The organism is Roseateles toxinivorans (assembly GCF_004362525.1).
GTDB classification, from domain to species: Bacteria; Pseudomonadota; Gammaproteobacteria; order Burkholderiales; family Burkholderiaceae_C; genus Paucibacter; species Paucibacter toxinivorans.
Map to the genome: position 1 here is coordinate 347338 of NZ_SNXS01000001.1, position 23984 is coordinate 371321.

Below are 23984 nucleotides of genomic sequence, written 5' to 3' on the forward strand. Positions count from 1 at the left end.
CAAATGGTCGCCGGCAGCCTGATCGGCCGCTTCAAGCTCTTGCGACCGCTGGGGCAGGGCGCCCAGGCCACCGTCTGGCTGGCCCATGACCCGCGCCTGGAGCGCGAGGTGGCGGTCAAGGTGCTGCTGCCCAGCGAAGCGCCGCTGAGCCTGGACCAATGGCTGCATGAGGCCCGTGCGGTGAGCCGGCTGACCCATCCGAACATCGTGCCGGTGTTCGAGGCCGATGTGGCTGCCGGTCGGCCGTACATGGTGTTCGAGTATGTGCCCGGTCTGACCCTGTCCGACCGTCAGCGCCGCGGGCCGCCGCTGGCCGTGCGCGAGGCGGTGGAGCTGATGCTGGGCGTGCTGGAGGCCTTGCAGACCGCGCACCAGGCCGGCGTCGTGCACCGCGACCTCAAGCCCTCCAACATCCTGCTCGACGCCAGCGGCCGCGCCCGCGTGATGGACTTCGGCATCGCCGGCCGGGTGGCAGCACCGGGCAGCGGCGACAAGCCGCAGCGCATCGTCGGCACGCCGGGCTATATGTCGCCCGAGGCCGCGCAGGGCCGGCCGCCCAGCCCGCCGATGGATGTGTTTGCCGTCGCGCTGATGCTGGCCGAGCTGCTCAGCAACCAGCGCATGAATGCCAACCCCGATCCCTGGGCGGCCGTCAAGCGCGTGGCCGAGCAGGACCTGAGCCTGCCCAGCGGCCTGCCTCCCGCCGTGGACGACAAGCTGCGTGCCATCGTCCAGCGCGGCCTGGCGCGCGACCCGGCCCAGCGCTGGCCCACAGCCACCGCCTTTCTGGGCGCGCTCAACGAATGGCTGCACGCGCCGCTGCAGGCCGCGCCCGAGGCGGCCGGCGAGAGCGCCACGCTGGAATTCCTGCTGCGCCGCATGCGCCACAAGTCGGACTTTCCGGCGCTGTCGGACTCGGTCTCGCGCATCCACAAGGTCACCAGTTCCGAAAACGAGAGCCTGTCGGCCTTGTCCAACGAGATCCTCAAGGATGTGGCGCTGACCAACAAGCTGCTGCGCTTGGTCAACACGGTGCAGTTCAGCCATGCCGGTGGCGGCAGCATCAGCACGGTGTCTCGCGCGGTGGCGCTGGTTGGCTTTGCCGGCATTCGAAACATGGCCCTGTCGGTGGTGCTGCTGGAGCGCATGGAGAACAAGGCCCATGCGCAGCAGCTGAAGGAGGATTTTCTGCGCTCGCTGATGGCCGGCGCGGTGGCCGGTGAGCTGTGCACGGTGCGGCGCGAGAGCGAGGAGTCCTTCGTCGCGGCCATGATGCAGCATCTGGGCCGCTTGTTGACCGAGTTCTACTTCCCCGAGGAGGCCCTGCAGATCCGCCAGCTGGTGCGGCCGGCCAAGGCCGGCAGCGGCGCCAAGGCGATGCCGGTCAACGAGCAGAGGGCGTCCAACCAGGTGCTGGGCCTGAGCTACGAGGATCTGGGTGTCGGTGTGGCCAAGCAATGGGGTCTGCCCGACAGCTTGCAGCGCAGCATGCGCCGCCCTCAGGGCGACCCGCCGCGCACCCAGGTGGACAACCCGGTGGAGCGCATGCGCATGCTGTCCAGCGCCGCCAATGACGTGGCCGACGCCATCCTGCACAGCGAGCCCAGCGATGCCCACGCCCGCGTGCGCGCCGTGGCCGAGCGCTACGGCCGCGCGCTGGGCCTGTCACAGACGCGCTTCGAGGTGGCCGCCGACGAGGCCCGCCAGCGCCTCTCGGAAATGGCCATCGCCATGGACCTCAAGGTGCCCAAGCACTCGCACGCCCAGCGCCTGCTGGCGCCGGTGATTCCGGTCGAGCAGGACAGCCTGTCGCCGCACGAGTTGCAGGCGACGATGGTCGGCGACGACACCCTGGTTGCCGAGCCCCACATCCCGCGCGAGCAGGTGGCCGAGATACTGGCCGCCGGCATCCAGGACATCACCAATGCCATGGTCGAGAGCTTCAAGCTCAACGAAGTGCTGCGCATGATCCTGGAGACCATGTTCCGCGGCCTGGGCTTCAAGCGCATCATCTTCTGCCTGCGCGACCCCAAGACCGAGACCCTGACCGGCCGCTTCGGTCTGGGCGAGGGCGTCGAGCTGATCGTGCCGCACTTCAAGGTGCCGCTGCGCACGCCGCCCGGCGTGGCGCCCGATCTGTTCGCCGCGATCTGCCAGAAGGGGGTGGACACGCTGATCGCCGATGCCTCCTCCGGCAAGATCGCCGAGCGCCTGCCGCCCTGGTATCTGCAGCACGCCAAGGCCTGGAGCTTTCTGATACTGCCCATGGCGGTCAAGGGCGCCCCGTTCGCGATGATCTATGCCGACAAGCTTGCCCCGGGCAGCATCGATCTGGGCGAGAAGGAGCTGTCGCTGCTGCGCACCCTGCGCAACCAGGCGGTGATGGCGTTCAAGCAGTCGAGCTGAGCCCGGCCACGGAAGCGTCCGGCACCCTCGAATAAATCAGGTAGTCGCTGGGCTCGCCGCGCACCAGCCGGAAGTTGCGGAGCCGGCCCTCAAGCTCGAAGCCGCATTTGGCCAGCACCCGCTGCGAGGCCGCGTGTGCCTCCAGCGTCGTTGCCTGCACCCGCACCCAGCCTCTGACCTCGAAAGCCCAGCCGACGGCCGCCTGGCACATGGCCGTGGCCAGCCCTCTGCCCCAGTACTCGGGCCTCACGCTGTAGGTCACCTCGGCCGTCTTGTTGAGTGCCGACACGGTGTGGAAGCCGAAGCTGGCGACGAGGAGTCCGCTGCCCGGCTCGCGCAGCGCGAACAGCCGCGGCGCATTGGCGTCATCGCTGAGGGTGCGCTCTATCATCGCTCGCAAATCGACCACCGAGGCCGCCGTGCTGCTGGTTAGGCGCAGCATCTCGGGCAGCAGCGCGAAGGTGGCCCAATCATCGGCATCGGCCAGGGCCATGCGGGACACCTGGTAGCCGGGGACAGTGGGGACAGAGGAATCCGTCATCGCGTGTACCTTGCCTGCCCGAGGTGGGGCTGGCAGCAAGGCAAGGATCAGAGGATCTTGAATTGGGGTTGACGAGCCTTACCCCCGGCACTGGTCACAACGGTTAGGGCTGCTTGGTTCCCCACCTGACCCGGTTGGCCGCGCTTCCATGCGAGGAGGCCCGTCAGCGGTGATTGTATGCGAGGCGGCGGGCTGCTCCGGCCGGGGCGGCGCAAAACTAGTCGCAGATCGAACCGGCGGGCAGGGCCTTGGGCAGGCGCAGGCCGCGCTGCCGGAAGACGATCTCGCTGCGGCCGGCGGCGGCCAGCACCAGCTGCAGGTCGGCCTCGGTGTGCTCGCGGTGTTGCAGGCGCCTGAGCTGCCGCGGCTCCAGCATCGCCTTGAAGCGGATGGCGCCGGCCGTCTTGGCGTCCACATGGCTGTTGAGCTCGACGGCCTCCGAGGCCGCGCCGGCCAGGCGCAGGCTCAGCAGCCACAGGCCGGGCTCGCCGGCCTGCCAGTCCAGACCGAACTCGGCCGATTGCAGGCAGCCGCCGGGCCCGGTCTGCAGGTTCAGGCTGGGCCGGAGGTCCCGCGCGTGCGGCGCGGGGCTGACCTGCAGGGCGTGGCCGGCCTTCAGCGGCACCGGGCGCTGCTGGCTGTCGGTCAGGCTAAGCGCCACGCTCAGCTGGTGCTCGCCGGCCTGCCGTGGCTGGAACTCGGCAAAGAACTGGCCCGGGTCCTGGCCTATGCGCTGGCCGCGGCTGTTGCGCAGATCGGGCGTCATCGCCAGTGTCTGGGCCGGGGCCTGGCCCGGTGGCTGGATGGTCAGCACAGGGCGGACGTCGTCGCGTGACCGTCCATGGTCGAGCACGCGCAGGCCTATCAGGCCGACGCCGCCCTCGGCCAGCGGCCGCCCGGGCGTGTTCAGCAGCAGCTCGAAGCGCGGCAGCTGCCGCGCCAGCAGGGTCACGGTGTCGCCTGTGCCGGCCTTGGCATGGTCCACCGTCAGGCGCCAGATGCCCGGGGCCGGGTTGTGCTGCGCGGGCAGCACGTAGGCATCGCCCAGCTCGGGGCGCTGGCGCTGCTGTCGGGGCAGACTGAGGGCCTGGGCCGGCGTCCAGCTCAGGGCCGGGGCAGCGGGCGGCTGCAGCCGTATCGCCCTCAGGGCCAGCGTGCTGTCGAACTGGATCTGCAGCCGGCTGTCGCCGACGGCCTCGACCGGGATGTCAACAGCCGTTTGTTGCGCGCCGCCGGCCGGGCGCAGGACCAGCGGCGCGGACTGGGCCGCCGCGCTGGCCAGGGCCAGCAGCAGCGCCGCGCCGCGCAGCGGGCGCCAGCGTTCAGCGCAGTTGTAGCGAGTCGTCGCCAAACTGGAGGCCCAGCGGCTCGATCAACAACTGCTTGGGGCCGGCCTCGATCTGGCCGGCCACCCAGGCGTCCACGCCCTGGGCCTTGGCCACCTCGACGGTGCGCTGCGCATCGGAGGCGGGAACGAAGATGGCAAAACCTGCCCCCATGTTCAGCGTGGAATAGGCCTCGCGGTCATCCTGCTTGGCATGTTCCTGCATGAATTTCAGCACTGGCGTGACCGGGGGCACCGTGTGGATGCGATAGGTGAACTGGCCCGGGTGGCGCAACAGCTTGCGCCAGCCATGGCCGGTGATGTTGGCGCAGTAATGCGGCTGGATGCCGGCCTTGAAAAGCGCTTCGGTGACGGGCGAGTACAGCACCGTGGGCGCCAGCAGCGCCTCGCCATAGCTGAGGCCGGGCTCCACCTCCGTGAGGTAGCCCTGAGGCAGGCGCTCCACCAGCTTGCGCGCGAGCGAGAGGCCATTGGCATGGATGCCGCTGGAGGCCAGCAGCACGATGGCATCACCCGGTGCGAGCTTGTCGCCCACCGACAGCCGTTCCTTCGGGTTGATCAGGCCGGTGCAGCTGGCGGCCAGGTCGATGCGACCGGCCTCGACGATGCCGGCCAGGGCCGGTGTCTCACCGCCGCCCCAGGCGACCTGGCAGACGTCGCAGGCCTTCTTCCAGCCCTCGACCAGGCTTTGCGCACGCAGCTTGTCGCCGAACCATTCGGAGCCACCGGCGGCCCAGTAGGCCTGCACCACCAGCGGCGTGGCGCCGACGGTGATCAGGTCATTGACGGCCATGGCGATGGTGTCCTGGGCGATGCTCGCGTAGTAGCTTTTGCCGGTCAGCTGATACATCTCGTCGGCGACCAGGGTCTTGGTGCCCAGGCATTCGACGATGGAGGCCAGATAGAAGGGGCCGACATCGACCACATAGGCCGATTCGCCGCGCGAGGCCAGCACCTCGCTGAATCCGTGGCCGGCCAGATGGGTGCCGGTGGCGGCGGCGGCGCGCTGAGCGGCCACCTTCAACGGGTCGATCAAATCGTAGTTGACCCCCGCCTGTTCGTAGCTGAGGGTGTCGGAGGAGGAAGGGGCATGGGTACTCATGGTGCGGGATTATCGGTCACCTCGGCCTCGACCCAGGAGCGGGCCACCGGCGCGCCCGTAGAATCGCCCGCATGAGCTACCTGGTTCTCGCCCGCAAATACCGTCCCCGCAGTTTCGAAGAACTGGTCGGGCAGGAGCACGTCGTGCAGGCGCTGGCCAATGCGCTGACGCAGCAGCGGCTGCACCACGCCTATCTGTTCACCGGCACGCGAGGCGTGGGCAAGACCACGGTCTCGCGGCTGCTGGCCAAAAGCCTGAATTGCACCGGGCCCGACGGCCAGGGTGGCATCACCGCCCACCCCTGCGGCGTCTGCGAGGCCTGCCGCGACATCGATGCCGGACGCTTCGTCGACTACGTCGAGCTGGACGCGGCCTCCAACCGCGGCGTCGAAGAGATCTCGCAGCTGCTGGACCAGTCGGTCTACAAGCCGGTCGTGGGTCGCTTCAAGGTCTACATGATCGACGAAGTGCACATGCTCTCCAACACCGCCTTCAACGCGATGCTGAAGACACTGGAGGAGCCGCCCGAGTACCTGAAATTCGTGCTCGCCACCACCGATCCGCAGAAGGTGCCGGTCACCGTGCTGAGCCGCTGCCTGCAGTTCAATCTGCGGCCGATGGCGCCGCAGACGGTGCACGAGCATCTGCAGCGTGTGCTGGCCGACGAGAACGTGCCGGTCGATGCCGGCTCGCTGCGCCTGCTGGCACGCGCCGCGCGCGGCTCGATGCGCGACGGCCTGTCGCTGGCCGACCAGGCGATCGCCTTCGGCTCCAGCGAGCTGAAGGAAGCCGGCGTGCGCCAGATGCTGGGCGCCGTCGATCGCAGCCATGTGATCGCGCTGATCGACGCACTGGCCGCCAGCAACGGGCCCGAGGTGGTGGCCATCGCCGACCGGCTGCGGGCGCAAGGGTTGTCGGCCTCCGGCACCTTGGAAGATCTGGCCAGCCTGCTTCAGCAGATGGCGGTGGAGCGCGCCGCCCCGGGCAGTGCCGACGCGGCCGACCCGGAAACACCCGAGATGCAGCGCGTGTCCAGGCTGCTGCCGTCCGACGAGATCCAGCTGATGTACAGCATGGCCCTGCACGGCCGCGCCGAGCTGGGTCTGGCGCCCGACGAATACGGCGGCCTGGTGATGGTGCTGCTGCGCATGCTCAGCTTCCGGCCCGAGGGCGGAGGACGAGGAGCCACGGCAGCGCCGGCCGAGTCCACCCCGCCGGCGGCCCGTGCGCCGGCGATGGCCGCCAGCCCGGCGCCGGCTGCGCCCGCCGCGCCTGCAGCGAACACGGCGGCCCTGATGGCCGAACCGGTGCGGGCCGAAGCCCGGGCGCCGGCTCAGCCGCCTGCGCCACAGCAGAAGTATTCACCCCCACCCGCACCGGCCGTTGCCTCCGTCGTTGCGCGCGAGCCGGCCACGGCCAGCCCCCGTCCGCCAGCGCCCAGGCCTGCACCGCCGCCCGCGGCTGCCAGCGACGATGTGCCGCCCTGGATGGATGCGCCGATGGCCGATGAGGAGGGACAGGCCATGCCGGCGACTGCGGCACCCGCCGAGCTTGCGCGCCGCGCGCCGCCGGCAGCGTTGGCACCGCCTGCACCCGCGCAGAGTCAGTCCGCACCACAGTCCGCGGCAGGCGAGCCGATCCGGATCCAGGCCACGGCGCTGGGCGAGCGCTGGTACCAGACCGTCAAGCAACTGGGCCTGGTGGCGATGGCGCGCGAGGTCGCGCTGCAGGCCGAGTGCGTGGCCATCGAGCAGGACGGCGAGGTGCAGGTCTGGCGCTTTCGCATCGAGCGTGAATCGCTGCGCGCCCCGGTGCTGAAAGACAAGCTGCAGACCGCTCTGGCGGCTCACCTCGGGCTGGAGCTGCGCGTCGAGCTGGAGGCCGGCCCGGCGCTGGATTCACCGGCGCTGCGCGATGCCGCAGAAGGCCAGCGGCGCCAGCTGGATGCCGAAGCGATCATTTTCAACGACCCGCTGGTGCAGCAGATGCTGAGCCAGTTCAAGACGGCACGCGTCGTGCCCGGGTCGATCAAACCACACTGAACACCAAGGAGTATCACGATGATGAAGGGTCAACTGGCCGGTCTGATGAAGCAGGCCCAAGCCATGCAGGACAACCTGAAGAAGGCGCAGGACGAACTGGCGCTGGTCGAGGTCGAGGGACAGTCGGGCGCCGGCCTGGTCAAGGTCACGATGACCTGCAAGCACGACGTCAAGCGTGTCGCCATCGACCCCAGCCTCCTGGCCGATGACAAGGACATGCTGGAAGACCTGGTCGCCGCGGCCTTCAATGACGCAGTGCGCCGGGCCGAAGAAGTCAGCCAGGCCAAGATGGGCAAGCTGACCGCCGGCATGCCCCTGCCTCCGGGCATGAAGTTCCCGTTTTGAATCTGCCTGGCGCTGTTGAGCTGCGGGGCTCGCGATGAGCAACGCCCAGCATTCGCTCGACGGTCTTGTCGAGGCGCTGCGTCGCCTGCCGGGCGTCGGCCAGAAGTCTGCGCAGCGCATGGCCTACCACCTGCTGCAGCATGACCGCGATGGCGCGCGCCAGCTCTCGCGGGCGCTGGGTCAGGCGGCCGATCACATCCTGCATTGCCAGCGCTGCCACACCTTCACCGAAACACCGGTGTGCAGCATCTGCCTGGACGAGACCCGGGACGCCAGCCTGCTGTGCGTGCTCGAGTCGCCGGCCGACCAGGCGGCGCTGGAGCGCACCGGCTCCTACCGCGGCTACTACTTTGTGCTGATGGGGCGGGTCAGCCCGCTGGACGGCATTGGCGCGCAGGACATCGGCGTGGCCCAGTTGCTGGAGCGTGCCGCCGACGGCAAGGTGGAAGAAGTGATTCTGGCCACCAGCTTCACCGCCGAGGGCGAGGCCACCGCCCATGTGCTGAGCCAGGCACTGAAGGCGCGCGGCCTGCGGGCCACCCGGCTGGCGCGCGGCGTGCCGGTGGGCAGTGAACTCGAGTATGTGGATCTGGGCACCATTGCCCATGCATTGGTGGACCGGCGCTGAGCACCGTTCCACAGGAAAGCCTCAAGACATGACCCTCGCGAACTACTGCATCATCGTCGCCGGCCTGCTGCCCATCGTCTGCGCCGGCATTGCCAAGTCCAAGGGCTTTGGCAAGCGCCGCCGCGATGGCGGCTTCGACAACCACAACCCCCGGGCCTGGCTGGCCAATCTGTCGGGCTGGCAGGCGCGCGCCAATGCGGCACAGGCCAACAGTTTCGAGGCCTTGCCGCTGTTCATTGCCGGCGTGCTGGTGGCGCAGCAGATGCAGGCGCCGCAGGGGCGGGTGGACGCCCTGGCGCTGGCCTTTGTCGCCGCGCGCCTGGCCTTCATTGCGCTCTATCTGGCCGACAAGGCCTCGCTGCGATCGCTGGCCTGGACCATAGGCGTGGGCTGCAGCGTGGCGCTGTTCTTCAGCGCCAGCTGAACCGGGGCATCAGCGCTTGCTTGGCTGACGGGCCAGCGCTGAGGGCAGTCCGCTGCTGGCCACCGTGCTGCGACCGCTGGCGCGCAGGACCTTGCGCGCCGGCTGCTTCACGTTCTTGCCGACGGCAGCCGTGCGCACCGGAGCGGTGGCGGTGTAGACCACCAGGCTTTGCCCGGCCTTCAGTGCGGTCTTGGTACCCAGCTTGTTCCACTGGGCGAACTGGTCGCTGCTGACACGGTAGCGCCGGGCCAGGCTGGCCACGGTGTCACCCTTGCCGGCCTTGAAGGCCAGGCGCCTGAGCGGCGGCACGTCGGGGGACAGGGTGATGCTGGCGTTGTCGGCCAGGTGCTCGGACACATCGTCCACCCGATGCAGGCCGCGCGGCACCAGCAGGGTAGAGCCCTGCTTGACCAGCATGCGCGGCGGGATCTTGTTGACCTCGCGCAGCGTGGCCTCGTTCATGCCCACCAGCTTGGCTGCCTCGGCAGGCTTGAGCGTGCGCGGGGCCACCCAGGCCGTCCAGCTGGCCAGCGGACCTTGGTGTGCGCTTAAGCGGCGCACGAAGTGGCTGGCATTGTCATAGGGCAGCAGCACCTGGGGCGTGCCGGCGGCAAGTATCACCGGCTTGTTCATCTGCGGGTTGTAGAGCTTGAAGTCATCGACCTCCAGGCCGGCAAGCCGGGCGGCCATGTCGACGTCCATGTCGCGATCTATCTTCACGCTCAGGAAGAACGGGTGGTTGGCCACCGGGGGCAGGCTCAGGCCGTAGGCGTCGGGGCGGGCAACGATGTTCTTCACTGCCTGCAGCTTGGGTATGTAGTAGCGCGTCTCGTCGGGCATGCGCAGGCTCAGATAGTCGGTCGGCAGGCCGGCCTTCTGGTTGCGCGTGATGGCCTTCTGCACATTGCCCTGGCCCCAGTTGTAGGCGGCCAGCGCCAGATGCCAGTCGCCGAACATGCCGTGCAGCTTGCCCAGATAGTCGAGCGCGGCACGGGTCGAGGCCAGCACATCGCGGCGGTCATCTCGGAACACGTTTTGTTTCAGCGCGAAGTCGCGCCCGGTGGCCGGCATGAACTGCCATAGGCCCGAGGCCTTGACGCGCGAGCTGGCGTCGGTAACGAAGGCGCTCTCCACAAATGGCAGCAGTGCCAGCTCGGCGGGCATGCCGCGCTTCTCGACTTCTTCGATGATGTGATAGAGGTAGCGGCTGCCGCGCTCGGTCATGCGCTGCACATAGTCGGGGCGGCTGCTGTACCACTGCTCGGCCTTGCCGACCAGCTCGCCGTCCAGATCCTGCAGTGCAAAGCCCTTGCGCACACGAACCCACAGATCGGCCTGGGCCTGGCTGTCGTCGAGGTCGATCTTGGCGCCGGGCTGCAAGGTGTCTTCCACCAGCGCCGCCGACATCTGGTCGAAGGCCGCGGCTGAGGCGCGCGTCGTCAGCGTCGGCATGGGTGTCCAGTTGCTGGCCAGGGCAACCGGGGCGGCGGTGGCGGATTCGGTGGGGGGTTCTGCGATGGGGATAGGGGTGCTGGCGCAGGCGGCCAGCAGCAGGGTCACAAGGGGCAGCAGTCGCGGCAGCGAATGAGAGATGGGGATGTTGTGGGTCATCTGAATTCGTTCTTCCATTGGCGCAGGGTGGCAAACACCGAGACGGGATCAGCGTCTGCGGCACCATGATCGCTGGCGGCCCTGATCACGGCAGGCTCGTCGCAGCGCAGGAATGGATTGATGGCGAGCTCGCGCGAAAGAAGCGAGGGCAGGGTGGGCTGATGCAGCGCGCGTTGCGCCTGGCACCATTGTTGATAGTCGGCCAGGGACGCGTTGTCGGGCTCGACCGCTGTGGCAAAACGCAGATTGGACAGGGTGTATTCGTGGGCGCAGCATACCCTTGTTGCGCCAGGCAGGCGAGCCAGCTGTGACAGCGAGTCATGCATCTGCGCCGGCGTGCCCTCGAACAGGCGGCCGCAGCCGCCGGAGAACAGCGTGTCGCCACAGAACAGCACCGGGGCGGCCTCGGCTGCGCCCGGCAGGCCGGGCAGGTAGTAAGCGATGTGGCCGGCGGTGTGGCCGGGCACGTCCAGCACCTGGAAGTCCAGGCCCAGCGCCCGCACGATGTCTCCGCCTTGGCAGGGGGTGTGGGGGCCGGGTATGTGCTCGGTGGCCGGTCCGAACACCGGACCCTGCAACTGCTCGCTGAGTGCCGCCAGGCCGCCCACATGATCGCCGTGGTGGTGGGTCACTAGAATGCCTGTCAGGCGCAGGCCCCTGCTGCTCAGTGCTTGCAGCACCGGCGCCGCTTCCCCCGGATCCACCACGATCGCATTCGCGCCATCGTGAAGCATCCAGATGTAGTTGTCTGTGAAGGCAGGCAGTGCGATAAGGTTCATGGCAGGCAATCCATCGATTATAGAGTTGGCCCACTGGCTGCAAACCCCTGCGGGCCGCTACATGCTGGCCTGGGAACAGGCGCAGTTGGATGCCGCCGTGGTTGATCTGTTCGGCTTTCATGCGCTGCAGCTGGGCCTGCCGGAGCTGGACGGTCTGCGCAGCAATCGCATGCCGCACCGCTGGCTGGCCTTGCAGCAGGCTCAGCCCTTGCCCGACGACCTGGTGCAGGACCCGGCCCGCACGGTGGCCCTGCATTGCGATTTCGACGCGCTGCCTTTCGACACCAACAGCCTGGATCTGGTGGTGCTGCCCCATGCGCTCGAGCTGGCCTGCGACCCGCACCAGACCCTGCGCGAGGTGGATCGCGTGCTGCGGCCCGAGGGCCGGGTCGTGATACTGGGCCTGAACCCGACCAGCCTGTGGGCGCTGCGCCAGCGCCTGGGGCGTTTACGGGGCCGCCTGCCCGGCCACAAGGGCGAGCAGGGCCTGTTCCTGCCCAGCAGCGGCGAGTTCATCGGCTACTGGCGTCTGCGTGACTGGTTGCGGCTGCTGAGCTTCGAGGTCGAGGGCGCCCATTTCGGCTGCTACCGGCCGCCGGGCCTGAGTGAGCGCTGGATGCAGCGCCATGCCTGGATGGAAGGTGCGGGCGAACGCTGGTGGCCGGTGCTGGGCGCCGTTTACTTTCTGGTGGCCGTCAAGCGCGTGCGTGGCATGCGTCTGGTCGGCCTGCTGCCTCAGGCCCGCAAGGTTGCCAAGACCGCGGCGGTGGCGATGCACAACAACAAAGAGATTTCATGACCGAGACCCACGAGAACAAGCCCGCCGCCACCATCCAGCGTCCCAAGGTGACCGTCTATACCGATGGCGCCTGCAAGGGCAACCCCGGACCCGGCGGCTGGGGTGCCTGGCTGAGCTCGGGCGGCCACGACAAGGAGTTGTTCGGTGGCGAGCCCAACACCACCAACAACCGCATGGAGCTGACCGCCGTGATCGAGGCCCTGGCCTCGCTGAAACGCACCTGCGAGGTCACGCTTTACACCGACAGCCAGTACGTCCGTAAAGGCATTACGGAATGGATCATCGGCTGGAAGCAGCGCGGCTGGCAGACCGCCGACAAGAAGCCGGTGAAGAACGTCGATCTGTGGCAGCGGCTGGATGGCTTGCGCCATCTGCACCAGGTTGAGTGGCGCTGGGTCAAGGGCCACGCGGGTGACCCGGGCAACGAACGCGCCGATGCCCTGGCCAATCGGGGCGCGGCCTCGGTCGGCCGCTGAGGTCGCGGCGCGCTCGCCAATCGCACATCGCCACCCGGTCTTCCCTGGGGCCTCAGCGCCGCAGGCCAAAGGCCGGTACAGTCCGCGCTCGGAGAATCCGGCATGAGTTTCAAAAAATTACATACATTGGTGGCTGTGGTCGCATTGGTGGCGATCAGCGGCGTGGCGTATTGGTGGCAGCACAGGCCCGGCCCGATGCCGGCCGCCGGTGCGGCCAGCCCGGCCTCGGGTCAGGGCCAAGGCCAGCCGGGGCGCAGCGGCCCGGGCGGCCCCTCGGGGCCGGTCAGCATCGAGGTCGGCCGCGTCGCGGTCATGAGTCTGCGTGACGAGGCCCAGGCCGTCGGCAGCCTGCGCTCGCGCCAGGCCGTGGTCTTGCGGCCCGAGGTCAGCGGCCGCATCTCGGCCCTGGGCTTCACCGACGGCCAACGCGTGCGCAAGGGCCAGCTGATGGTGCAGCTCGATGACGCACTGCAGGTGGCCCAGCTCCAGCAGGCCGAAGCCCAGGCCGGCATTGCCCGCACCAGCCTGCAGCGCAACCGCGAGTTGCTGGCGCAGAACTTCGTCAGTGCCAGCGTGGTCGATCAGGCCCAGGCCAATCTGCAGGTGGCCGAGGCCCAGGTGGCCCTGGCCAAGGCCCAGCTGAGCCGGCTGAAGATCGTCGCGCCCTTCGACGCCTTGGTGGGCATACGTTCGGTCAACCTCGGCGACTATGTCAAGGACGGCGCCGACCTGGTGAGCATCGAGGACAGCTCCAGCATGTGGGTCGAGTTCCGCCTGCCCGAGCGCTTCGTGCCGCGCCTGAAGGCAGGGCAGGGCGTGGACATGACCCTGGACGCCCTGCCCAAGCAGGTGTTCCAGGCCAAGGTGGACGTTGTCGATGTGCAGTTCGACGCCAACGGCCGCTCGATGCTGGTGCGCGCCAAGCTGATGGGCCCGACCGCCGATCTGCGCTCCGGATTGTTCGCCCGTGTCAATGTGGTGCTGGGCGAGCGCCCGAATGCGCTGGTCGTGCCCGAGGAGGCGCTGGTGCCCCAAGGTGGCAAGCAATACATCATCAAGGTCGTCGATGGACCCAAGGGCAAGCAGTCGCAGCGGGTCGAGGCGCGGCTGGGTATGCGGGTGCCGGGCAAGGTAGAGCTGCTGGGCGGCGTGCAGGATGGTGATGTGGTCGTCACCGCCGGCCAGGCGAGGCTGATGCGCGGCGATGGCCTGCCGGTGAAAATCGTCGATGTGGACAAGCAGGGCGGTGCGCCGCGCAGCGCCGCGGCGTCCGGACCCGTCAGCGCGGCTTCGCGCTGATCCCCAGGCACAAGGAGTCGGCATGCGTATCTCGGAAATTTCCATCCGTCGCCCGGTGTTCGCGACCGTGATGTCGCTGCTGCTGGTGCTGGTCGGCATCGTCTCGTTCGACCGCCTGACCCTGCGCGAGTACCCGCGCATCGACGAGCCGGTGGTGACCGTCAGCACCCGGCTGATCGGTGCCTCCAGCGAGGTGATCGAGTCCCAGGTCAGCAAGCCGCTGGAGGACTCGATTGCCGGCATCGACGGCGTTGACATCCTGACCTCGATCTCGCGCTCGGAGCAGAGTCAGATCACGGTGCGCTTCAAGCTCGAGAAGAACCCCGACGACGCCGCCGCCGATGTGCGCGACCGCGTCGCCCGGGTGCGCGGCCGCCTGCCCGATGCCGTCGATGAGCCGGTGGTGGCCAAGGTCGAGGCAGACGCCACGCCGACGATCTGGATCGCCTTCACTAGCGAGTCGCTGTCACCGCTGGAAGTCACCGACCTGGTGAATCGCGTCGTCAAGCCCCGGCTGCAGACGGTGCCCGGCGTGGCCGATGTGCAGATCGGCGGCGACCGCAAGTACGCGATGCGCATCTGGCTGGACGCCGACCGCCTGGCCGCCTACCGCCTGACCGTGCAGGACGTGGAAGACGCGCTGCGCAAGCAGAACCTCGAGGTGCCCGCCGGCCGCATCGAAAGCCAGCAGCGCGAGTTCAACGTCACCGCCCGCACCGATCTGAACACCGTCGCCCAGTTCAACGAGGTGGCGCTGCGCCAGGTCAATGGCATCACCGTGCGGCTGAAGGATGTGGCCCGGGTCGAAGAAGCGGCCGCCAGCGAGCGCTCGCGCGTGCGCCTGAACGGCGTGCCATCGGTGAGCCTGGGCGTGATCCGCCAGGCCACGGCCAACCCGCTGGAGGTCTCGGCCGGCGTGCGCGCCATCCTGCCGCGCATACAGCAGGACCTGCCGGACACCGTGACGGTGCGGCCGGCCAATGACAACTCGATCTTTATCGACCGCTCGATCAAGTCGGTCTACACCACCATCGCCGAGTCGGTGGCCCTGGTGGCCTTGGTGGTGTTCGTGTTCCTGCGCACGCTTCGCGCTTCCATCATCCCGCTGGTCACGATCCCGATCAGCCTGATCGGCTCGTTTGCGCTGATGGCCGCGGCCGGCTTCACCGTCAACACGCTGACCCTGCTGGCCCTGGTGCTGGCCATCGGCCTGGTGGTGGACGATGCCATCGTCGTGCTGGAGAACATCTTCCGCCATATCGAGGAGGGCCTGAGCCCCTTCCAGGCGGCGCTGAAGGGGGCCAAGGAGATTGGCTTCGCGGTGATGGCCATGACCCTGACCCTGGCGGCGGTGTTCGCGCCGCTGGCCTTCACGCCGGGCCGTACCGGCCGGCTGTTCGTCGAGTTCGCGCTGACGCTGGCCGGCGCGGTGATCGTCTCGGGCTTCGTCGCCCTGACACTCACGCCGATGATGTGCAGCAAGCTGCTGCGCCACAACGCCAAGCCCGGGCGTTTTGACCGCGGCATGGAGCGGGTGCTGGTCTGGATCACCGAGCGCTACACCGGCGCGCTGCGCTTCGCCCTGCGCCAGCGCTGGATGGTCGTCGCGGTGATGCTGGCCTCGGGGGCCGGCAGCTGGTGGCTGTTCAGCACCGCCAAGTCGGAGCTTGCGCCGATGGAGGACCGCGGCGTCATCATCATGCCGATCAGCGCGCCCGATGGCGCGACCCTTGACTTCACCGCCCGCTATCTGGATGCGATCGACCGCATTGCCTCGGGCTACCCCGAGTTCGACCGCGTGTTCCTGTTCGCCGGCGGCGGCATCGTGTCGCAGGGCACGGCCATCCTGCGCGCGGTGGACTGGACCGAGCGCAGCCGCAGCACCCAGGAGCTGGCCCGTGCGCTGCAGCCGCAGGTCAGCCTGCTGCCCGGGGTGAGCGCCTTCCCGATCACCCCGCCCAGCCTGGGGCAGGGCTTTCGCGAGCGACCGATCAATTTCGTCATCGTCACCAGCGACAGCTATGCCAACCTGGCTAATGTGACGCAGCAGATGATGGCCGAGATGGCCAAGAACCCCGGCTTTGTGCAGCCCGACAACGACCTGCGCCTGAACAAGCCCGAGGTCTTTCTGGAGGTGGACCGCGAGCGTGCGGCCGACCTTGGCGTCAGCGTGGACCAGATCGCCCGCACCGTCGAGTCGATGCTCGGCGGCCGGGCGGTGACCCGCTACAAGCGTGACGCCGACCAGTACGACGTGCTGGTGCAAACCGAGGGCAGTGGCCGCACCACGCCCGAACACATCGAGAAGCTGTTCGTGCGCGGCCGTGGCGACACCATGCTGCCGCTGTCCAGCCTGGTCAAGGTGCGCGAAGCGGTGAGCCCACGCGAGCTGAACCATTTCAACCAGCGCCGCTCGGTCTCCATCACCTCCAGCCTGGCGCCGGGCTACTCGCTGGGCGAGGCCTTGCAGTTCATGGACGAGGCGTCGCGCCGCGTGCTGCCGGTGGGCTATGCGACCGAGCTGAACGGCGTGTCGCGCGAGTTCAAGTCCAGCAGCGGTGCGCTGGGCCTGGTGTTCGTGCTGGCCGGCCTGTTCATCTTCCTGGTGCTGGCGGCGCAGTTCGAGAGCTTCGTCGATCCGCTGATCATCATGACGGCCGTGCCGCTGTCCATGGTCGGGGCTCTGGGTGCGATGCAATTGACGGGCGGCACGCTCAACGTCTATTCGCAGATCGGCCTGATCACCCTGGTGGGCCTGATAACCAAACACGGCATCCTGATCGTCGAGTTCAGCAACCAGCTGCGCCAGGCGGGCAAGGACACCCTGGACGCGGTGATCGAGGCCAGCGCGCTGCGCCTGCGGCCCATCCTGATGACCACCGGCGCCATGGTGTTGGGCGCGCTGCCGCTGGCCCTGGCCTCCGGCGCCGGGGCCGAGAGTCGCCAGCAGATCGGCTGGGTGATCGTGGGCGGCATGTCGCTGGGCACGGTGCTGACGCTGTTTGTGGTGCCTACGATGTACAGCCTGCTGGCCCGCAAGCGGGTGCCGGGCGAGATCACCACCGCGGCGGCGCACGCCTGACAGCCGATCCCGGATTGCATCCGGGCTACGGAACCCGATGTAGCCCGGATGCAATCCGGGGCTGGATTCGAGCAGGGCGCCGATAGTAGTTGTCGAACTCCGCCCGCTCGATCAATTCGAAGCCGTGGCGCAGATAGAAGCGGTTCGAGTCGCTGTCGCGCAGCGCACCGACGCGCACCGGCAAACCGGCGGCATCTGCTTGGGCGAACACCTCGAGTAACACGGCGGCGCCAATGCCCTGGCCTTGCGCACCTGATGCGATGTAGAGATGGTCAAGCACCAGTGCACCCTCCTGCGGCTTGACGACCACGAAGCCGACACGCTCGCCATTCACAAGAATGTGCCTCGTGTGCTCCGGCGCAAAGCCGGCGGCAAATCGTTCGCGGGCCCGCGCCGGGTCGAAGCGGCCGATGCGCTCCAGGCTCTCGCGCATGGCGGCGATGCGCAGGGCCAGCAGGGCTTCGAAGTCGGCGTCGGCTGCGGGAACGAATCGCAAGGTCTGCTCAGGCGAGGGCGTTGTCATCTGCTCAGCCCCGCCCACGCACCAGAAAGTAGCCGACCAGCGCTGCGATGACCAGCGCGAGCAGCACCCAGCCCATGCTGCCGCTGCGCCGCACCTCGCCGGGCGAGCCCTGACCCAGCTCGGCATGTTGTGGCGAGGCCTCGACGGCGTCTTTCGCCTCCTTCAGCCCCAGGCCGGTGAGTTGGCGCATCAGCTTGATGGCCTCGATCTTGTTGCCCCGCTGAACGGCGGCGAGCACCTCGGGCGGCAATGGGTCGGTGGGTATCGTCATGGTGTCGCTCCCTTGTCTTGCTAGCTGACCGGAAAGGCTGGCGCCGGAGCTGCCCGGAGCACGACGGTGCCATGCAGGGCGGCCAGCGCGCTCGTCAGCGCTCCGCCGACCGCTGGCGACTCGATCATCTCCGATTCGCTCATCTTCGAGCCCAGCAGCGCGATGGAGATCGAGGCCTCCTCGACGATCAGGGCAGACATCGTCCTCAAGGTCTCGCGCAGTGCCGCATCGGCATGGTGGGCCCGTGGTGAGGCATTCAGTACCGCCACCGGCTTGTTGACGAAGGCCTCCTGGCTGACCAGCCAGTCCAGCGCATTCTTGATCACACCCGTCACGCCATGGGCGTACTCGGGGCTGGCAATGAGCAGCGCGTCGGCGGCAGCCACCTCGTCACGCAGACGCTGCACGGCAGGCGGTGCCTGTGCTTCCAGGTCCGGATTGAACAGCGGCAGCGCTGCCATGCCATCGAACACGCTGACCCGAATCTCCGGCGGCGCCAGGCGCGCGGCGGTGCGCAGCAGCGCGGCGTTGAGGGAGGCGGCGCGCAGGCTGCCGCAGAGGGCGAGGATGTTCACGCACCTCCCGATCGGATACAGGGGCCTTCAGGTGCTAGGCGGGGCAGCATCTTCGTTCCAGAAGCGTTCCATCGCGATATAGGCGTACGACGCCGACCAGCCTATCAGCAGCAGGCCGTTCAGCGCCTCGGCGCCGGCCAGCAGTCGGATCGGGCCGATCGGTGTGAGGTCGCCAAAGCCCAGCGAGGTGTAGGTCTCGGCAGAGAAATACAGGCAGTTGGCCAGAGAAAAACCGGCCGGTCCGCTGAGCGTGCCGACGCCGAAGCCGGTGATCAGCACGAACAGCGCCAGGCCATACAGTGCCATCTCGACCGCATGGGCGGTGAACGCGGCGAACATCACCACCAGCAGCTTGCTGCGCTTGGGGATGCGCAGCCGCGGCAGGCGGGCATTGAGGCTGCCCAGCACCTCGTAATGGATCATCGTGGTCAGCGCGATCAAGAGCAGGCAGGAGAGGATGACGATGAGCATGATCGATGGGTGGCCTTGGGCTGGATGAGACCGCACTAACCGAACGGAAGAGCCGGCACCAGATCGCCATAGGCCCCGGCGACCACCACGACATAGCCATCGGGGTCACGCAGCCAGATCTCGCGATGCCGGGCCAGCGGATTGACCATGGGGCCTTCGAGCACATGGTTCGCATGCCCGGTCTGCGCCCGTATGCGCGCCAGCGCCTGGTCGAAGTGCTCGGTCTGGAACCACAGGGCCACCCCATTGCCGCGGCCTTGCCCATCGGCCGAACCCAGATGCGGGTGCTCGTGCACGTCCCAGGCGTGCAATTGCATCACCATCCGACCATCGGCGAGCAGCTGTTCGTACTCGGGGCCGCCGTGGCCGCAGCTGAGGCCCAGCATGTTGTGGTACCAGCGGCTGCTGGCCTGTACGTCGCGTACGCTGATCAGTGGCTGCGGACTCATAGCGCCCGCGTTCGCTGCGCCGGCGCCGGCGCGGCCGCCATCTGCGCCGGGTCATAGAAGAACTGCTCCTCGGCGATGCGTTCGCCCTCCCAGCGCTGGTAGGCCAGCTCCTCCATCTGCATCACCGTGCCGTCCAGCCGCTCGAAGCGGAAGATCCAGCGTATGACGACCTTGTCGCCCTGCTGGAAGACCGGCCGCACGCATTGCGAGTGCACCGCCTTCGTCTTGGCCAGCACCTTGCGCTCGCCCGCGGCCAGGAACTCCCTGCCGACCCTGGGCGCGCCCATGTTCTCCTGCATCGAAGCCCCTTCGGTATAGAAGTCCAGAATGGCCTCGACGTGGGCTCCCTGCTCGACGCGGGCGATGAAGCGCTCAAGTGTGTCCGGTGTGGGCATGGGTGGCTCCGCGAGAGTCAGTTTGGATCGATCTTGGCGCCTTTTTCGACCAGTAGCTGGCGCAGCACCGAGCGGTGGCAATGGGCCTCGTCCGCGCAATAGCAGCCGACCGAGAAGTTCGTGCCCTGCGACAGCGTGGCCAGCAGCGCCAGCGAGTGGCCGGCCTCGGGCGCGGCCATCTCTGCGCGGTACTTCTTGACGAACTGGGCCCATTGGGCCGGTGTCTGGGCCTCCTGCCCGAGCTTCATTGTCTCGGCGCTGGGGGCGAGAGTCGGGTACCAGACGTCGTACCAGTCCTGCGCGGCGAACTCGGCCTTGGGCACGCCGCGCGGCGGGCGGCGCACGGTGCCGATGCGCGGGCCTTCGTCGACGCTGCGTGGGCTGCCGAGCCTGACGACGCGTATGGTCATGGTCAGGCGGTGATCGGTGTGCACAGCTCCACCAGCGTGCCGTCCGGAGCCCTGACATAGGACACGACCTGGCCCCAGGGCTTGGCGCTGGGCGCGGCCAACTCGGTGGCACCCTGTTCGATGGCTCGGGCGTGGGCGGCGGGCACATCGTCGGTCACCAGCGCGATCTCCATGCCCAGGGGCTGGGCCGAGTCGCTAGCTCGCACATGGCCGCCGGGGAAGTTGACATCGCCCAGCTCATGGGCAGCGAACGACAGCGTGGTCTCGCCGGTATTCAGCTCGCCGTAGGTGCCCGACTCATGCAGAAACCGTTGCTCCAGACCGAAGGCCCGGGTGAAGAAGGCCAGCGAGTCGGCGACCGACGGCACGTAGATGATGGTGTAGCCCAGTTTCATGGTCTTGTTCCCGGAAGGTTTGATTTGTTGGCGGGTACTTGCCCGGCGGCATCGCGATGCAGCTCATAGAAGCGCTCGCCGTCCTCGAGCTGTCGACTGAAGCTCCAGCCGGCCATCTCGTAGAAGCCCTGCGCGCGGGTGCCTGCGCCGGTGCTCAGCCAGAGGCTGTCCAGGCCTTGTTCGAACAGCCACTGCACCATCACATCGTGCAGGCTGCGCCCGTAGCCTTTGCGCTCATGGCCGGGCGCCACGAACAGCGCCCAGATATTGCGCTTGTGCAGATTGCCCACGGCGAAAGCGACGATCTCGCCGGCCTCCTCGATCACCCAGCCACGGCCGCTGACCTCGATCTCGGGCACGTAGTGTTCTTCGCGGATGACGTTGGAAGTTAGCGGATTCTCACGCACAGCCAGACGCACGCGGTGCATGCCGGGGATGTCGGTTCTCAGCGCCTGTCTGGGTTCGTTCTTCATCATTTCGGTCCCCTCATGGGCTGCGGCGCTTCGTCTGCACCGCGCCGCCATAAAACACATTGAAGTCATGCAGTGCGTAGGTGAAGACCTGGCCCTGGATGGCCGGGTCCTGCCGCATCATCGCGTGGGCCGCTTCGGCGCTGGCGGCCTGCAGCACGACCAGGCCCTTGTCCGCGTAGCGGGCGCCCAGCACCAACTGGCCCGCGTCCCGCAGCCGCTTCAGGTTGGCCGAGTGCTCGCGAAAGTGGAGCTGCTCCTGCGGGGGCTTGGCGGCGTCCCAGCCCGGCCCGGTCTTGATCTCCACTGCGTACAGGTTCAGGGCCGGTGTGGTCAGTGGCGACGAAGCGGGTGTCTGCGCGGCGGCGAACCCACTGGCGCCCAGGCTGAGCACGACCAGCAGCGCGACAAGGGATGGATGAGTTCTCATATCGGTCCTCCTGTGGACTGCAAGGCGCCAATGGTTCGGTGTCGAATCATCAGCAGGGCCGGGCCATCGGGCGTAGTGACCTCGCCCTGCGGCGCGAACCCGGCACGAACATAGCAGCGAATCGCACGTGCGTTGCTGGGCGATGGGTCGGTCTGAACCTTGCTCACGGCCGGGTCCAGGAACAGGCCATCGACAAAGCGGCGGATCATGCGGCTGCCCAGCCCCTGGTTCAGCTGCTCCGCATGGACCAGGAACTGATCAATGCCCCGCGCGCCCGGATCGGTCTCCTGCTCCCACCAGCCACCGCCGGAACCGAGCACGATATAGGACTGGATGAAGCCCATGGCCTGACCATCGAGCAATGCGATATAGCCCAGCGTGTCGGCCCCTGCCTGGGTCAAGGGCAGATAATGAGCCTCGACCTCGGCTAGCGTTGGTGCCGGCCCCCACCACTGGCTTACATGCGGGCGGGCCAGCCAGCCCTGCAGCAGCGGCATGTCGGCATGCTGGAGGCGGCGAAAGCTCAGCTCGGGGTGGGCGTTCCGGTGCAGCTGCTCGATCATTCAGGGCAGGGCCTCGTCAAGCGGGATCTCAAGCACCACCTCGTTTCCGTCCATGCGCCCGGTGTGCCTGAACCCGAGGCCCAGATAGAAGGGCTCGGGGCAGCCGGGGCCGGGTACGTAGGACAGCGCCAGCGACTTGAACAGTCCCTTTGCCCGCGTGTGCGCCATGACCAGTTGCAGCGCTTCACGGCCTATGCCCTGCCCCTGGAAACGGGCATCAATCATCAGCCGCCAGACGCCGATCTCGGGCTGCTGCGGCGGCTCCGGGCGAAGCGACTGGTCTTCCAGCATCACGAAGCCCACCGGCTCCTCGCCCAGATAGATCGCCCGGTACCAGGCCTCGGGCGCGAACAGCGCCTGGGCCAGGGAAGTGGCGTTGGTGGCGACAAAGCCCTTCTGGCTGTCTGCCACTGACAGGGCGATGATGGCTCTCACCGTGTCGGCAGTAATTTCACGCAGACTGACAGCGGAGGCGGCAGGGCTCATGGTGTCTCCTTCGGTCGGGTGTCATGTCGATGGGCTGACCATGATCGTAGCGCCAGCACATGAGACCTTGACTCGGCAGCGCTACCGCAGCAGCAGCGCCGCAGCATACAGCGCCGCCGCCAGGGCCACGCCCCGAAACGGCACGTTGAACCAGTAGCGACGGGCCAGCAATACCATCGCCAGCAGGTAGGCAAAACCCAGCCAGAGCAGGGGTGTTGAGCGCATCACGAAACGCTCCGGCTCCAGTGCCAGATAGAGGTAGATCAGGCCGAACAGCATCGCGCCCAGGCTGTGGCTCGCATGGAAGCCAAGGCCGGCCCGCCACATCGTCGTCTGCCGGGATATCCGCGGCGATTCCTCTTGCAGCCGCGCGGTCAGTGCCGGGTCGCGGGGATGGAAGCGATCGCCGGCAAAGGTCAACAGCAGGTGCGCGCTGCCAAGCAGCAGGAGGACGGCCGCGCTGGCAGCCAGCAGCAGCGCGGCAATGGATGGGTCATGCATGGATCCTCCGGTCATGCACCGCTCGCAAGCGGCCAGCCGGCGCGAGCGGCGCGTCTCAGGCTGCTGCGCACGATCAGCCGATGAAATGGGGCGATCAACAGGATGTAGGTGCGGCCCAACAGGTTGTGGCAGTGCACGACCGTGGAGAGCACCAGTCTTTGCTCGCCACGTGAGCCTGATGGCGCGCACAGCAGCGAGAGGCGGAAGTCCAGATGCCGGTCGTCCTCGCCCAGCACCACCTCCTGCGCCAGGCTGCTGTAGATCTTGAAGATGCCCACCCGCTGGCCGGCCGCAGTCGTCAATTGATTTGCGGTCTTCAAGCCGAACAGGCTGACCACCGCATCGCGGATCGCCATCAGCCCGTCCACCCAGCGAGGTTGCTGCGAGAAGATGAAGCGCGACAGTTGCTCAGGATGGGTCGAGGCCCCGGCGGGCAGGGTGACCGCATAAGCGTCGGAGAGGTGCGTCACCGGGTACAGACCGACGATGCTGGCCTGGAGCGGGATCTCGACGGCGGTGACGGAGCAGGTGGCGGGCATAACGATCTCAGGGAGTTGATGCCTCGTGGCAGGCCATTGTCGCGCACGTGCGGGATGCGGGCACAGCCAGCGGCTGCTTGGTCGAGATCAAACCCGCCTACAGCGCGCGCGTCATGAAGCGCCAGCGCGTCTGGAACGCCGGCGGCACCTCCGTGCCCTCATAGGCTGGGCAATCCACGAAACCATGGTTTTCGTAGAGACGATGCGCTGACCTCATGAACAGGGCCGTGTCGAGGCAGGCGCGCTCGTAGCCGAAGGCCCTGGCATCGCTCAGCACGCGCCGAAGCAGCAGCTCCCCCAGCTTGTGTCCGCGGAACTGTGGGCGGATGTAGAGCCGCTTGACCTCGGCCACGCCGGGCCGAAGCCGGCGCAGCCCGCCCATGCCGGCGAGCTGCGGGCCCAGCATCACGAGGTAGAAGACCCCACTGGGCGGGGCATCGCCGCAGACCTTGTCAATGACCGTCGGTACATAGTGGCTGGCCGACATGCCGACGAGCTGATTTCTGGGCAGGTCGAACAGCGCCTCGACCTGGCCAAAGACCCAGTCCACATACTCCACATTGATGGCGATCAGCGCCTCGCGATGCGTCTGCACGCTGGCGGCGATGAACTCTGGTTCGATCATCG

Annotated in this window: 29 protein-coding genes and 1 other RNA gene; 9 read left to right on the plus strand and 21 right to left on the minus strand. The window is 67.9% G+C overall.

All coding sequences use genetic code 11. The features are described from left to right. Positions 1 to 3: 3 nt before the first annotated feature. Entirely contained in the window at positions 4 to 2406 is a 2403-nt protein-coding gene (locus DES47_RS01565; RefSeq protein WP_133698905.1) for a serine/threonine protein kinase, read from the plus strand. Here the strand turns inward: DES47_RS01565 and DES47_RS01570 are convergent. The 4 genes from DES47_RS01570 to DES47_RS01585 form a co-directional block, all read right to left on the minus strand. Continuing rightward, the gene (locus DES47_RS01570; protein WP_133698906.1) at positions 2390 to 2947 is read right to left on the minus strand and encodes a GNAT family N-acetyltransferase; all 558 of its coding nucleotides are present in this window, start codon (positions 2945 to 2947) and stop codon (positions 2390 to 2392) included. The genes DES47_RS01565 and DES47_RS01570 overlap by 17 nt on opposite strands. Before the next feature lie 67 nt (positions 2948 to 3014). Continuing rightward, positions 3015 to 3112: signal recognition particle sRNA small type (gene ffs, locus DES47_RS01575), an RNA gene on the minus strand. A gap of 52 nt (positions 3113 to 3164) precedes the next feature. Continuing rightward, positions 3165 to 4298, minus strand: a complete 1134-nt coding sequence (locus DES47_RS01580; RefSeq protein ID WP_133698907.1) for a hypothetical protein — start codon at positions 4296 to 4298, stop codon at positions 3165 to 3167. Further along, a complete protein-coding gene (locus DES47_RS01585; protein WP_133698908.1) occupies positions 4270 to 5394 on the minus strand; it encodes an AIR synthase-related protein in 1125 nt (374 codons plus the stop codon). The genes DES47_RS01580 and DES47_RS01585 overlap by 29 nt, the downstream gene beginning before the upstream one ends. A gap of 71 nt (positions 5395 to 5465) precedes the next feature. Between DES47_RS01585 and dnaX the strand changes: the two genes are divergently transcribed. The 4 genes from dnaX to DES47_RS01605 are packed head-to-tail and all read left to right on the plus strand — an operon-like array spanning position 5466 to position 8833. After that, positions 5466 to 7436 carry a DNA polymerase III subunit gamma/tau gene (dnaX, locus tag DES47_RS01590; RefSeq protein WP_133698909.1) on the plus strand — a complete coding sequence of 657 codons (1971 nt, stop codon included), beginning with the start codon at positions 5466 to 5468 and terminating at the stop codon, positions 7434 to 7436. An 18-nt stretch (positions 7437 to 7454) separates the two neighbouring features. Continuing rightward, positions 7455 to 7781: a YbaB/EbfC family nucleoid-associated protein gene (locus tag DES47_RS01595; protein WP_133698910.1), complete on the plus strand. Its 327-nt coding sequence runs from the start codon at positions 7455 to 7457 to the stop codon at positions 7779 to 7781. Between the two features lie 34 nt (positions 7782 to 7815). Next, positions 7816 to 8409 (plus strand): recombination mediator RecR, encoded by a 594-nt coding sequence (gene recR / locus DES47_RS01600; protein ID WP_133698911.1) that lies wholly within the window; start codon positions 7816 to 7818, stop codon positions 8407 to 8409. 28 nt (positions 8410 to 8437) lie between these two features. Continuing rightward, the gene (locus DES47_RS01605) at positions 8438 to 8833 is read left to right on the plus strand and encodes an MAPEG family protein (protein ID WP_133698912.1); all 396 of its coding nucleotides are present in this window, start codon (positions 8438 to 8440) and stop codon (positions 8831 to 8833) included. A gap of 9 nt (positions 8834 to 8842) precedes the next feature. Here DES47_RS01605 and DES47_RS01610 read toward each other — a convergent pair whose 3' ends face one another. Both DES47_RS01610 and gloB read right to left on the minus strand, forming a co-directional pair. Further along, positions 8843 to 10444, minus strand: a complete 1602-nt coding sequence (locus tag DES47_RS01610; RefSeq protein ID WP_133698913.1) for a transglycosylase SLT domain-containing protein — start codon at positions 10442 to 10444, stop codon at positions 8843 to 8845. After that, positions 10441 to 11223, minus strand: coding sequence for a hydroxyacylglutathione hydrolase (gene gloB, locus DES47_RS01615; RefSeq protein WP_133698914.1), 783 nt, complete (start codon positions 11221 to 11223; stop codon positions 10441 to 10443). The genes DES47_RS01610 and gloB overlap by 4 nt, the downstream gene beginning before the upstream one ends. On the opposite strand from gloB, the gene DES47_RS01620 reads away from it, so the two are divergent. The 4 genes from DES47_RS01620 to DES47_RS01635 all read left to right on the plus strand — a co-directional run bounded on the left by DES47_RS01620 (position 11222) and on the right by DES47_RS01635 (position 16879). Continuing rightward, positions 11222 to 12022 (plus strand): class I SAM-dependent methyltransferase, encoded by an 801-nt coding sequence (locus tag DES47_RS01620; protein ID WP_133698915.1) that lies wholly within the window; start codon positions 11222 to 11224, stop codon positions 12020 to 12022. The two genes, gloB and DES47_RS01620, sit on opposite strands and share 2 nt — an antisense overlap. Continuing rightward, positions 12019 to 12498, plus strand: coding sequence for a ribonuclease HI (rnhA, locus tag DES47_RS01625; protein WP_133698916.1), 480 nt, complete (start codon positions 12019 to 12021; stop codon positions 12496 to 12498). The genes DES47_RS01620 and rnhA overlap by 4 nt, the downstream gene beginning before the upstream one ends. Positions 12499 to 12600: 102 nt before the next feature. Further along, complete coding sequence (locus DES47_RS01630) at positions 12601 to 13797, plus strand: efflux RND transporter periplasmic adaptor subunit (protein ID WP_133698917.1); 1197 nt, start codon at positions 12601 to 12603, stop codon at positions 13795 to 13797. A 22-nt stretch (positions 13798 to 13819) separates the two neighbouring features. Further along, complete coding sequence (locus DES47_RS01635) at positions 13820 to 16879, plus strand: efflux RND transporter permease subunit (RefSeq protein WP_133698918.1); 3060 nt, start codon at positions 13820 to 13822, stop codon at positions 16877 to 16879. Positions 16880 to 16904: 25 nt separating this feature from the next. Here the strand turns inward: DES47_RS01635 and DES47_RS01640 are convergent, their stop codons facing one another. The 15 genes from DES47_RS01640 to DES47_RS01710 all read right to left on the minus strand — a co-directional run bounded on the left by DES47_RS01640 (position 16905) and on the right by DES47_RS01710 (position 23982). Next, positions 16905 to 17375 (minus strand): GNAT family N-acetyltransferase, encoded by a 471-nt coding sequence (locus DES47_RS01640; RefSeq protein WP_425057397.1) that lies wholly within the window; start codon positions 17373 to 17375, stop codon positions 16905 to 16907. Positions 17376 to 17406: 31 nt separating this feature from the next. After that, positions 17407 to 17673: a ribosomal protein bL12 gene (locus DES47_RS01645; protein ID WP_133698920.1), complete on the minus strand. Its 267-nt coding sequence runs from the start codon at positions 17671 to 17673 to the stop codon at positions 17407 to 17409. Between the two features lie 20 nt (positions 17674 to 17693). Next, positions 17694 to 18248: an NADPH-dependent FMN reductase gene (locus tag DES47_RS01650; protein ID WP_133698921.1), complete on the minus strand. Its 555-nt coding sequence runs from the start codon at positions 18246 to 18248 to the stop codon at positions 17694 to 17696. Between the two features lie 27 nt (positions 18249 to 18275). Then, positions 18276 to 18719, minus strand: a complete 444-nt coding sequence (locus DES47_RS01655) for a potassium channel family protein (RefSeq protein WP_133698922.1) — start codon at positions 18717 to 18719, stop codon at positions 18276 to 18278. A gap of 35 nt (positions 18720 to 18754) precedes the next feature. Next, the gene (locus DES47_RS01660) at positions 18755 to 19168 is read right to left on the minus strand and encodes a VOC family protein (protein WP_133698923.1); all 414 of its coding nucleotides are present in this window, start codon (positions 19166 to 19168) and stop codon (positions 18755 to 18757) included. After that, positions 19165 to 19563, minus strand: a complete 399-nt coding sequence (locus DES47_RS01665; protein WP_133698924.1) for a nuclear transport factor 2 family protein — start codon at positions 19561 to 19563, stop codon at positions 19165 to 19167. Before DES47_RS01665 ends, DES47_RS01660 begins: the two co-directional genes overlap by 4 nt. A 17-nt stretch (positions 19564 to 19580) precedes the next feature. Then, a complete protein-coding gene (locus DES47_RS01670) occupies positions 19581 to 19973 on the minus strand; it encodes a DUF488 domain-containing protein (RefSeq protein WP_133698925.1) in 393 nt (130 codons plus the stop codon). Positions 19974 to 19975: 2 nt separating this feature from the next. Beyond that, positions 19976 to 20368 (minus strand): VOC family protein, encoded by a 393-nt coding sequence (locus tag DES47_RS01675; RefSeq protein ID WP_133698926.1) that lies wholly within the window; start codon positions 20366 to 20368, stop codon positions 19976 to 19978. Next, positions 20365 to 20844 (minus strand): GNAT family N-acetyltransferase, encoded by a 480-nt coding sequence (locus tag DES47_RS01680; RefSeq protein WP_166651805.1) that lies wholly within the window; start codon positions 20842 to 20844, stop codon positions 20365 to 20367. Before DES47_RS01680 ends, DES47_RS01675 begins: the two co-directional genes overlap by 4 nt. Positions 20845 to 20854: 10 nt before the next feature. Then, entirely contained in the window at positions 20855 to 21268 is a 414-nt protein-coding gene (locus DES47_RS01685) for a YciI family protein (protein ID WP_133698928.1), read from the minus strand. Next, the gene (locus DES47_RS01690; RefSeq protein WP_133698929.1) at positions 21265 to 21831 is read right to left on the minus strand and encodes a GNAT family N-acetyltransferase; all 567 of its coding nucleotides are present in this window, start codon (positions 21829 to 21831) and stop codon (positions 21265 to 21267) included. The genes DES47_RS01685 and DES47_RS01690 overlap by 4 nt, the downstream gene beginning before the upstream one ends. After that, entirely contained in the window at positions 21832 to 22317 is a 486-nt protein-coding gene (locus DES47_RS01695) for a GNAT family N-acetyltransferase (RefSeq protein WP_133698930.1), read from the minus strand. Between the two features lie 81 nt (positions 22318 to 22398). Beyond that, a complete protein-coding gene (locus DES47_RS01700) occupies positions 22399 to 22818 on the minus strand; it encodes an LIC_13387 family protein (protein ID WP_133698931.1) in 420 nt (139 codons plus the stop codon). Between the two features lie 11 nt (positions 22819 to 22829). Further along, on the minus strand, positions 22830 to 23357 hold the full coding sequence (locus DES47_RS01705) for a DUF2867 domain-containing protein (RefSeq protein WP_133698932.1): 528 nt from the start codon (positions 23355 to 23357) through the stop codon (positions 22830 to 22832). 97 nt (positions 23358 to 23454) lie between these two features. Next, entirely contained in the window at positions 23455 to 23982 is a 528-nt protein-coding gene (locus DES47_RS01710; protein WP_133698933.1) for a GNAT family N-acetyltransferase, read from the minus strand. Positions 23983 to 23984: the final 2 nt, after the last annotated feature.

Bases quoted from the DNA above. Each gene is read 5' to 3' on its own strand.
- DES47_RS01585 (WP_133698908.1), bottom strand. From the start codon at position 5,394: ATGAGTACCCATGCCCCTTCCTCCTCCGACACCCTCAGCTACGAACAG.
- DES47_RS01695 (WP_133698930.1), bottom strand. From the start codon at position 22,317: ATGAGCCCTGCCGCCTCCGCTGTCAGTCTGCGTGAAATTACTGCCGAC.
- DES47_RS01660 (WP_133698923.1), bottom strand. From the start codon at position 19,168: ATGAGTCCGCAGCCACTGATCAGCGTACGCGACGTACAGGCCAGCAGC.
- DES47_RS01670 (WP_133698925.1), bottom strand. From the start codon at position 19,973: ATGACCATACGCGTCGTCAGGCTCGGCAGCCCACGCAGCGTCGACGAA.
- dnaX (WP_133698909.1), top strand. From the start codon at position 5,466: ATGAGCTACCTGGTTCTCGCCCGCAAATACCGTCCCCGCAGTTTCGAA.
- DES47_RS01665 (WP_133698924.1), bottom strand. From the start codon at position 19,563: ATGCCCACACCGGACACACTTGAGCGCTTCATCGCCCGCGTCGAGCAG.
- DES47_RS01700 (WP_133698931.1), bottom strand. From the start codon at position 22,818: ATGCATGACCCATCCATTGCCGCGCTGCTGCTGGCTGCCAGCGCGGCC.
- DES47_RS01705 (WP_133698932.1), bottom strand. From the start codon at position 23,357: ATGCCCGCCACCTGCTCCGTCACCGCCGTCGAGATCCCGCTCCAGGCC.
- DES47_RS01690 (WP_133698929.1), bottom strand. From the start codon at position 21,831: ATGATCGAGCAGCTGCACCGGAACGCCCACCCCGAGCTGAGCTTTCGC.
- DES47_RS01710 (WP_133698933.1), bottom strand. From the start codon at position 23,982: ATGATCGAACCAGAGTTCATCGCCGCCAGCGTGCAGACGCATCGCGAG.
- DES47_RS01630 (WP_133698917.1), top strand. From the start codon at position 12,601: ATGAGTTTCAAAAAATTACATACATTGGTGGCTGTGGTCGCATTGGTG.
- DES47_RS01620 (WP_133698915.1), top strand. From the start codon at position 11,222: ATGGCAGGCAATCCATCGATTATAGAGTTGGCCCACTGGCTGCAAACC.
- DES47_RS01610 (WP_133698913.1), bottom strand. From the start codon at position 10,444: ATGACCCACAACATCCCCATCTCTCATTCGCTGCCGCGACTGCTGCCC.
- DES47_RS01635 (WP_133698918.1), top strand. From the start codon at position 13,820: ATGCGTATCTCGGAAATTTCCATCCGTCGCCCGGTGTTCGCGACCGTG.
- recR (WP_133698911.1), top strand. From the start codon at position 7,816: ATGAGCAACGCCCAGCATTCGCTCGACGGTCTTGTCGAGGCGCTGCGT.
- DES47_RS01645 (WP_133698920.1), bottom strand. From the start codon at position 17,673: ATGACGATACCCACCGACCCATTGCCGCCCGAGGTGCTCGCCGCCGTT.
- DES47_RS01655 (WP_133698922.1), bottom strand. From the start codon at position 18,719: ATGCTCATCGTCATCCTCTCCTGCCTGCTCTTGATCGCGCTGACCACG.
- rnhA (WP_133698916.1), top strand. From the start codon at position 12,019: ATGACCGAGACCCACGAGAACAAGCCCGCCGCCACCATCCAGCGTCCC.
- DES47_RS01565 (WP_133698905.1), top strand. From the start codon at position 4: ATGGTCGCCGGCAGCCTGATCGGCCGCTTCAAGCTCTTGCGACCGCTG.
- gloB (WP_133698914.1), bottom strand. From the start codon at position 11,223: ATGAACCTTATCGCACTGCCTGCCTTCACAGACAACTACATCTGGATG.
- DES47_RS01605 (WP_133698912.1), top strand. From the start codon at position 8,438: ATGACCCTCGCGAACTACTGCATCATCGTCGCCGGCCTGCTGCCCATC.
- DES47_RS01595 (WP_133698910.1), top strand. From the start codon at position 7,455: ATGATGAAGGGTCAACTGGCCGGTCTGATGAAGCAGGCCCAAGCCATG.
- DES47_RS01680 (WP_166651805.1), bottom strand. From the start codon at position 20,844: ATGATGAAGAACGAACCCAGACAGGCGCTGAGAACCGACATCCCCGGC.
- DES47_RS01685 (WP_133698928.1), bottom strand. From the start codon at position 21,268: ATGAGAACTCATCCATCCCTTGTCGCGCTGCTGGTCGTGCTCAGCCTG.
- DES47_RS01570 (WP_133698906.1), bottom strand. From the start codon at position 2,947: ATGACGGATTCCTCTGTCCCCACTGTCCCCGGCTACCAGGTGTCCCGC.
- DES47_RS01675 (WP_133698926.1), bottom strand. From the start codon at position 20,368: ATGAAACTGGGCTACACCATCATCTACGTGCCGTCGGTCGCCGACTCG.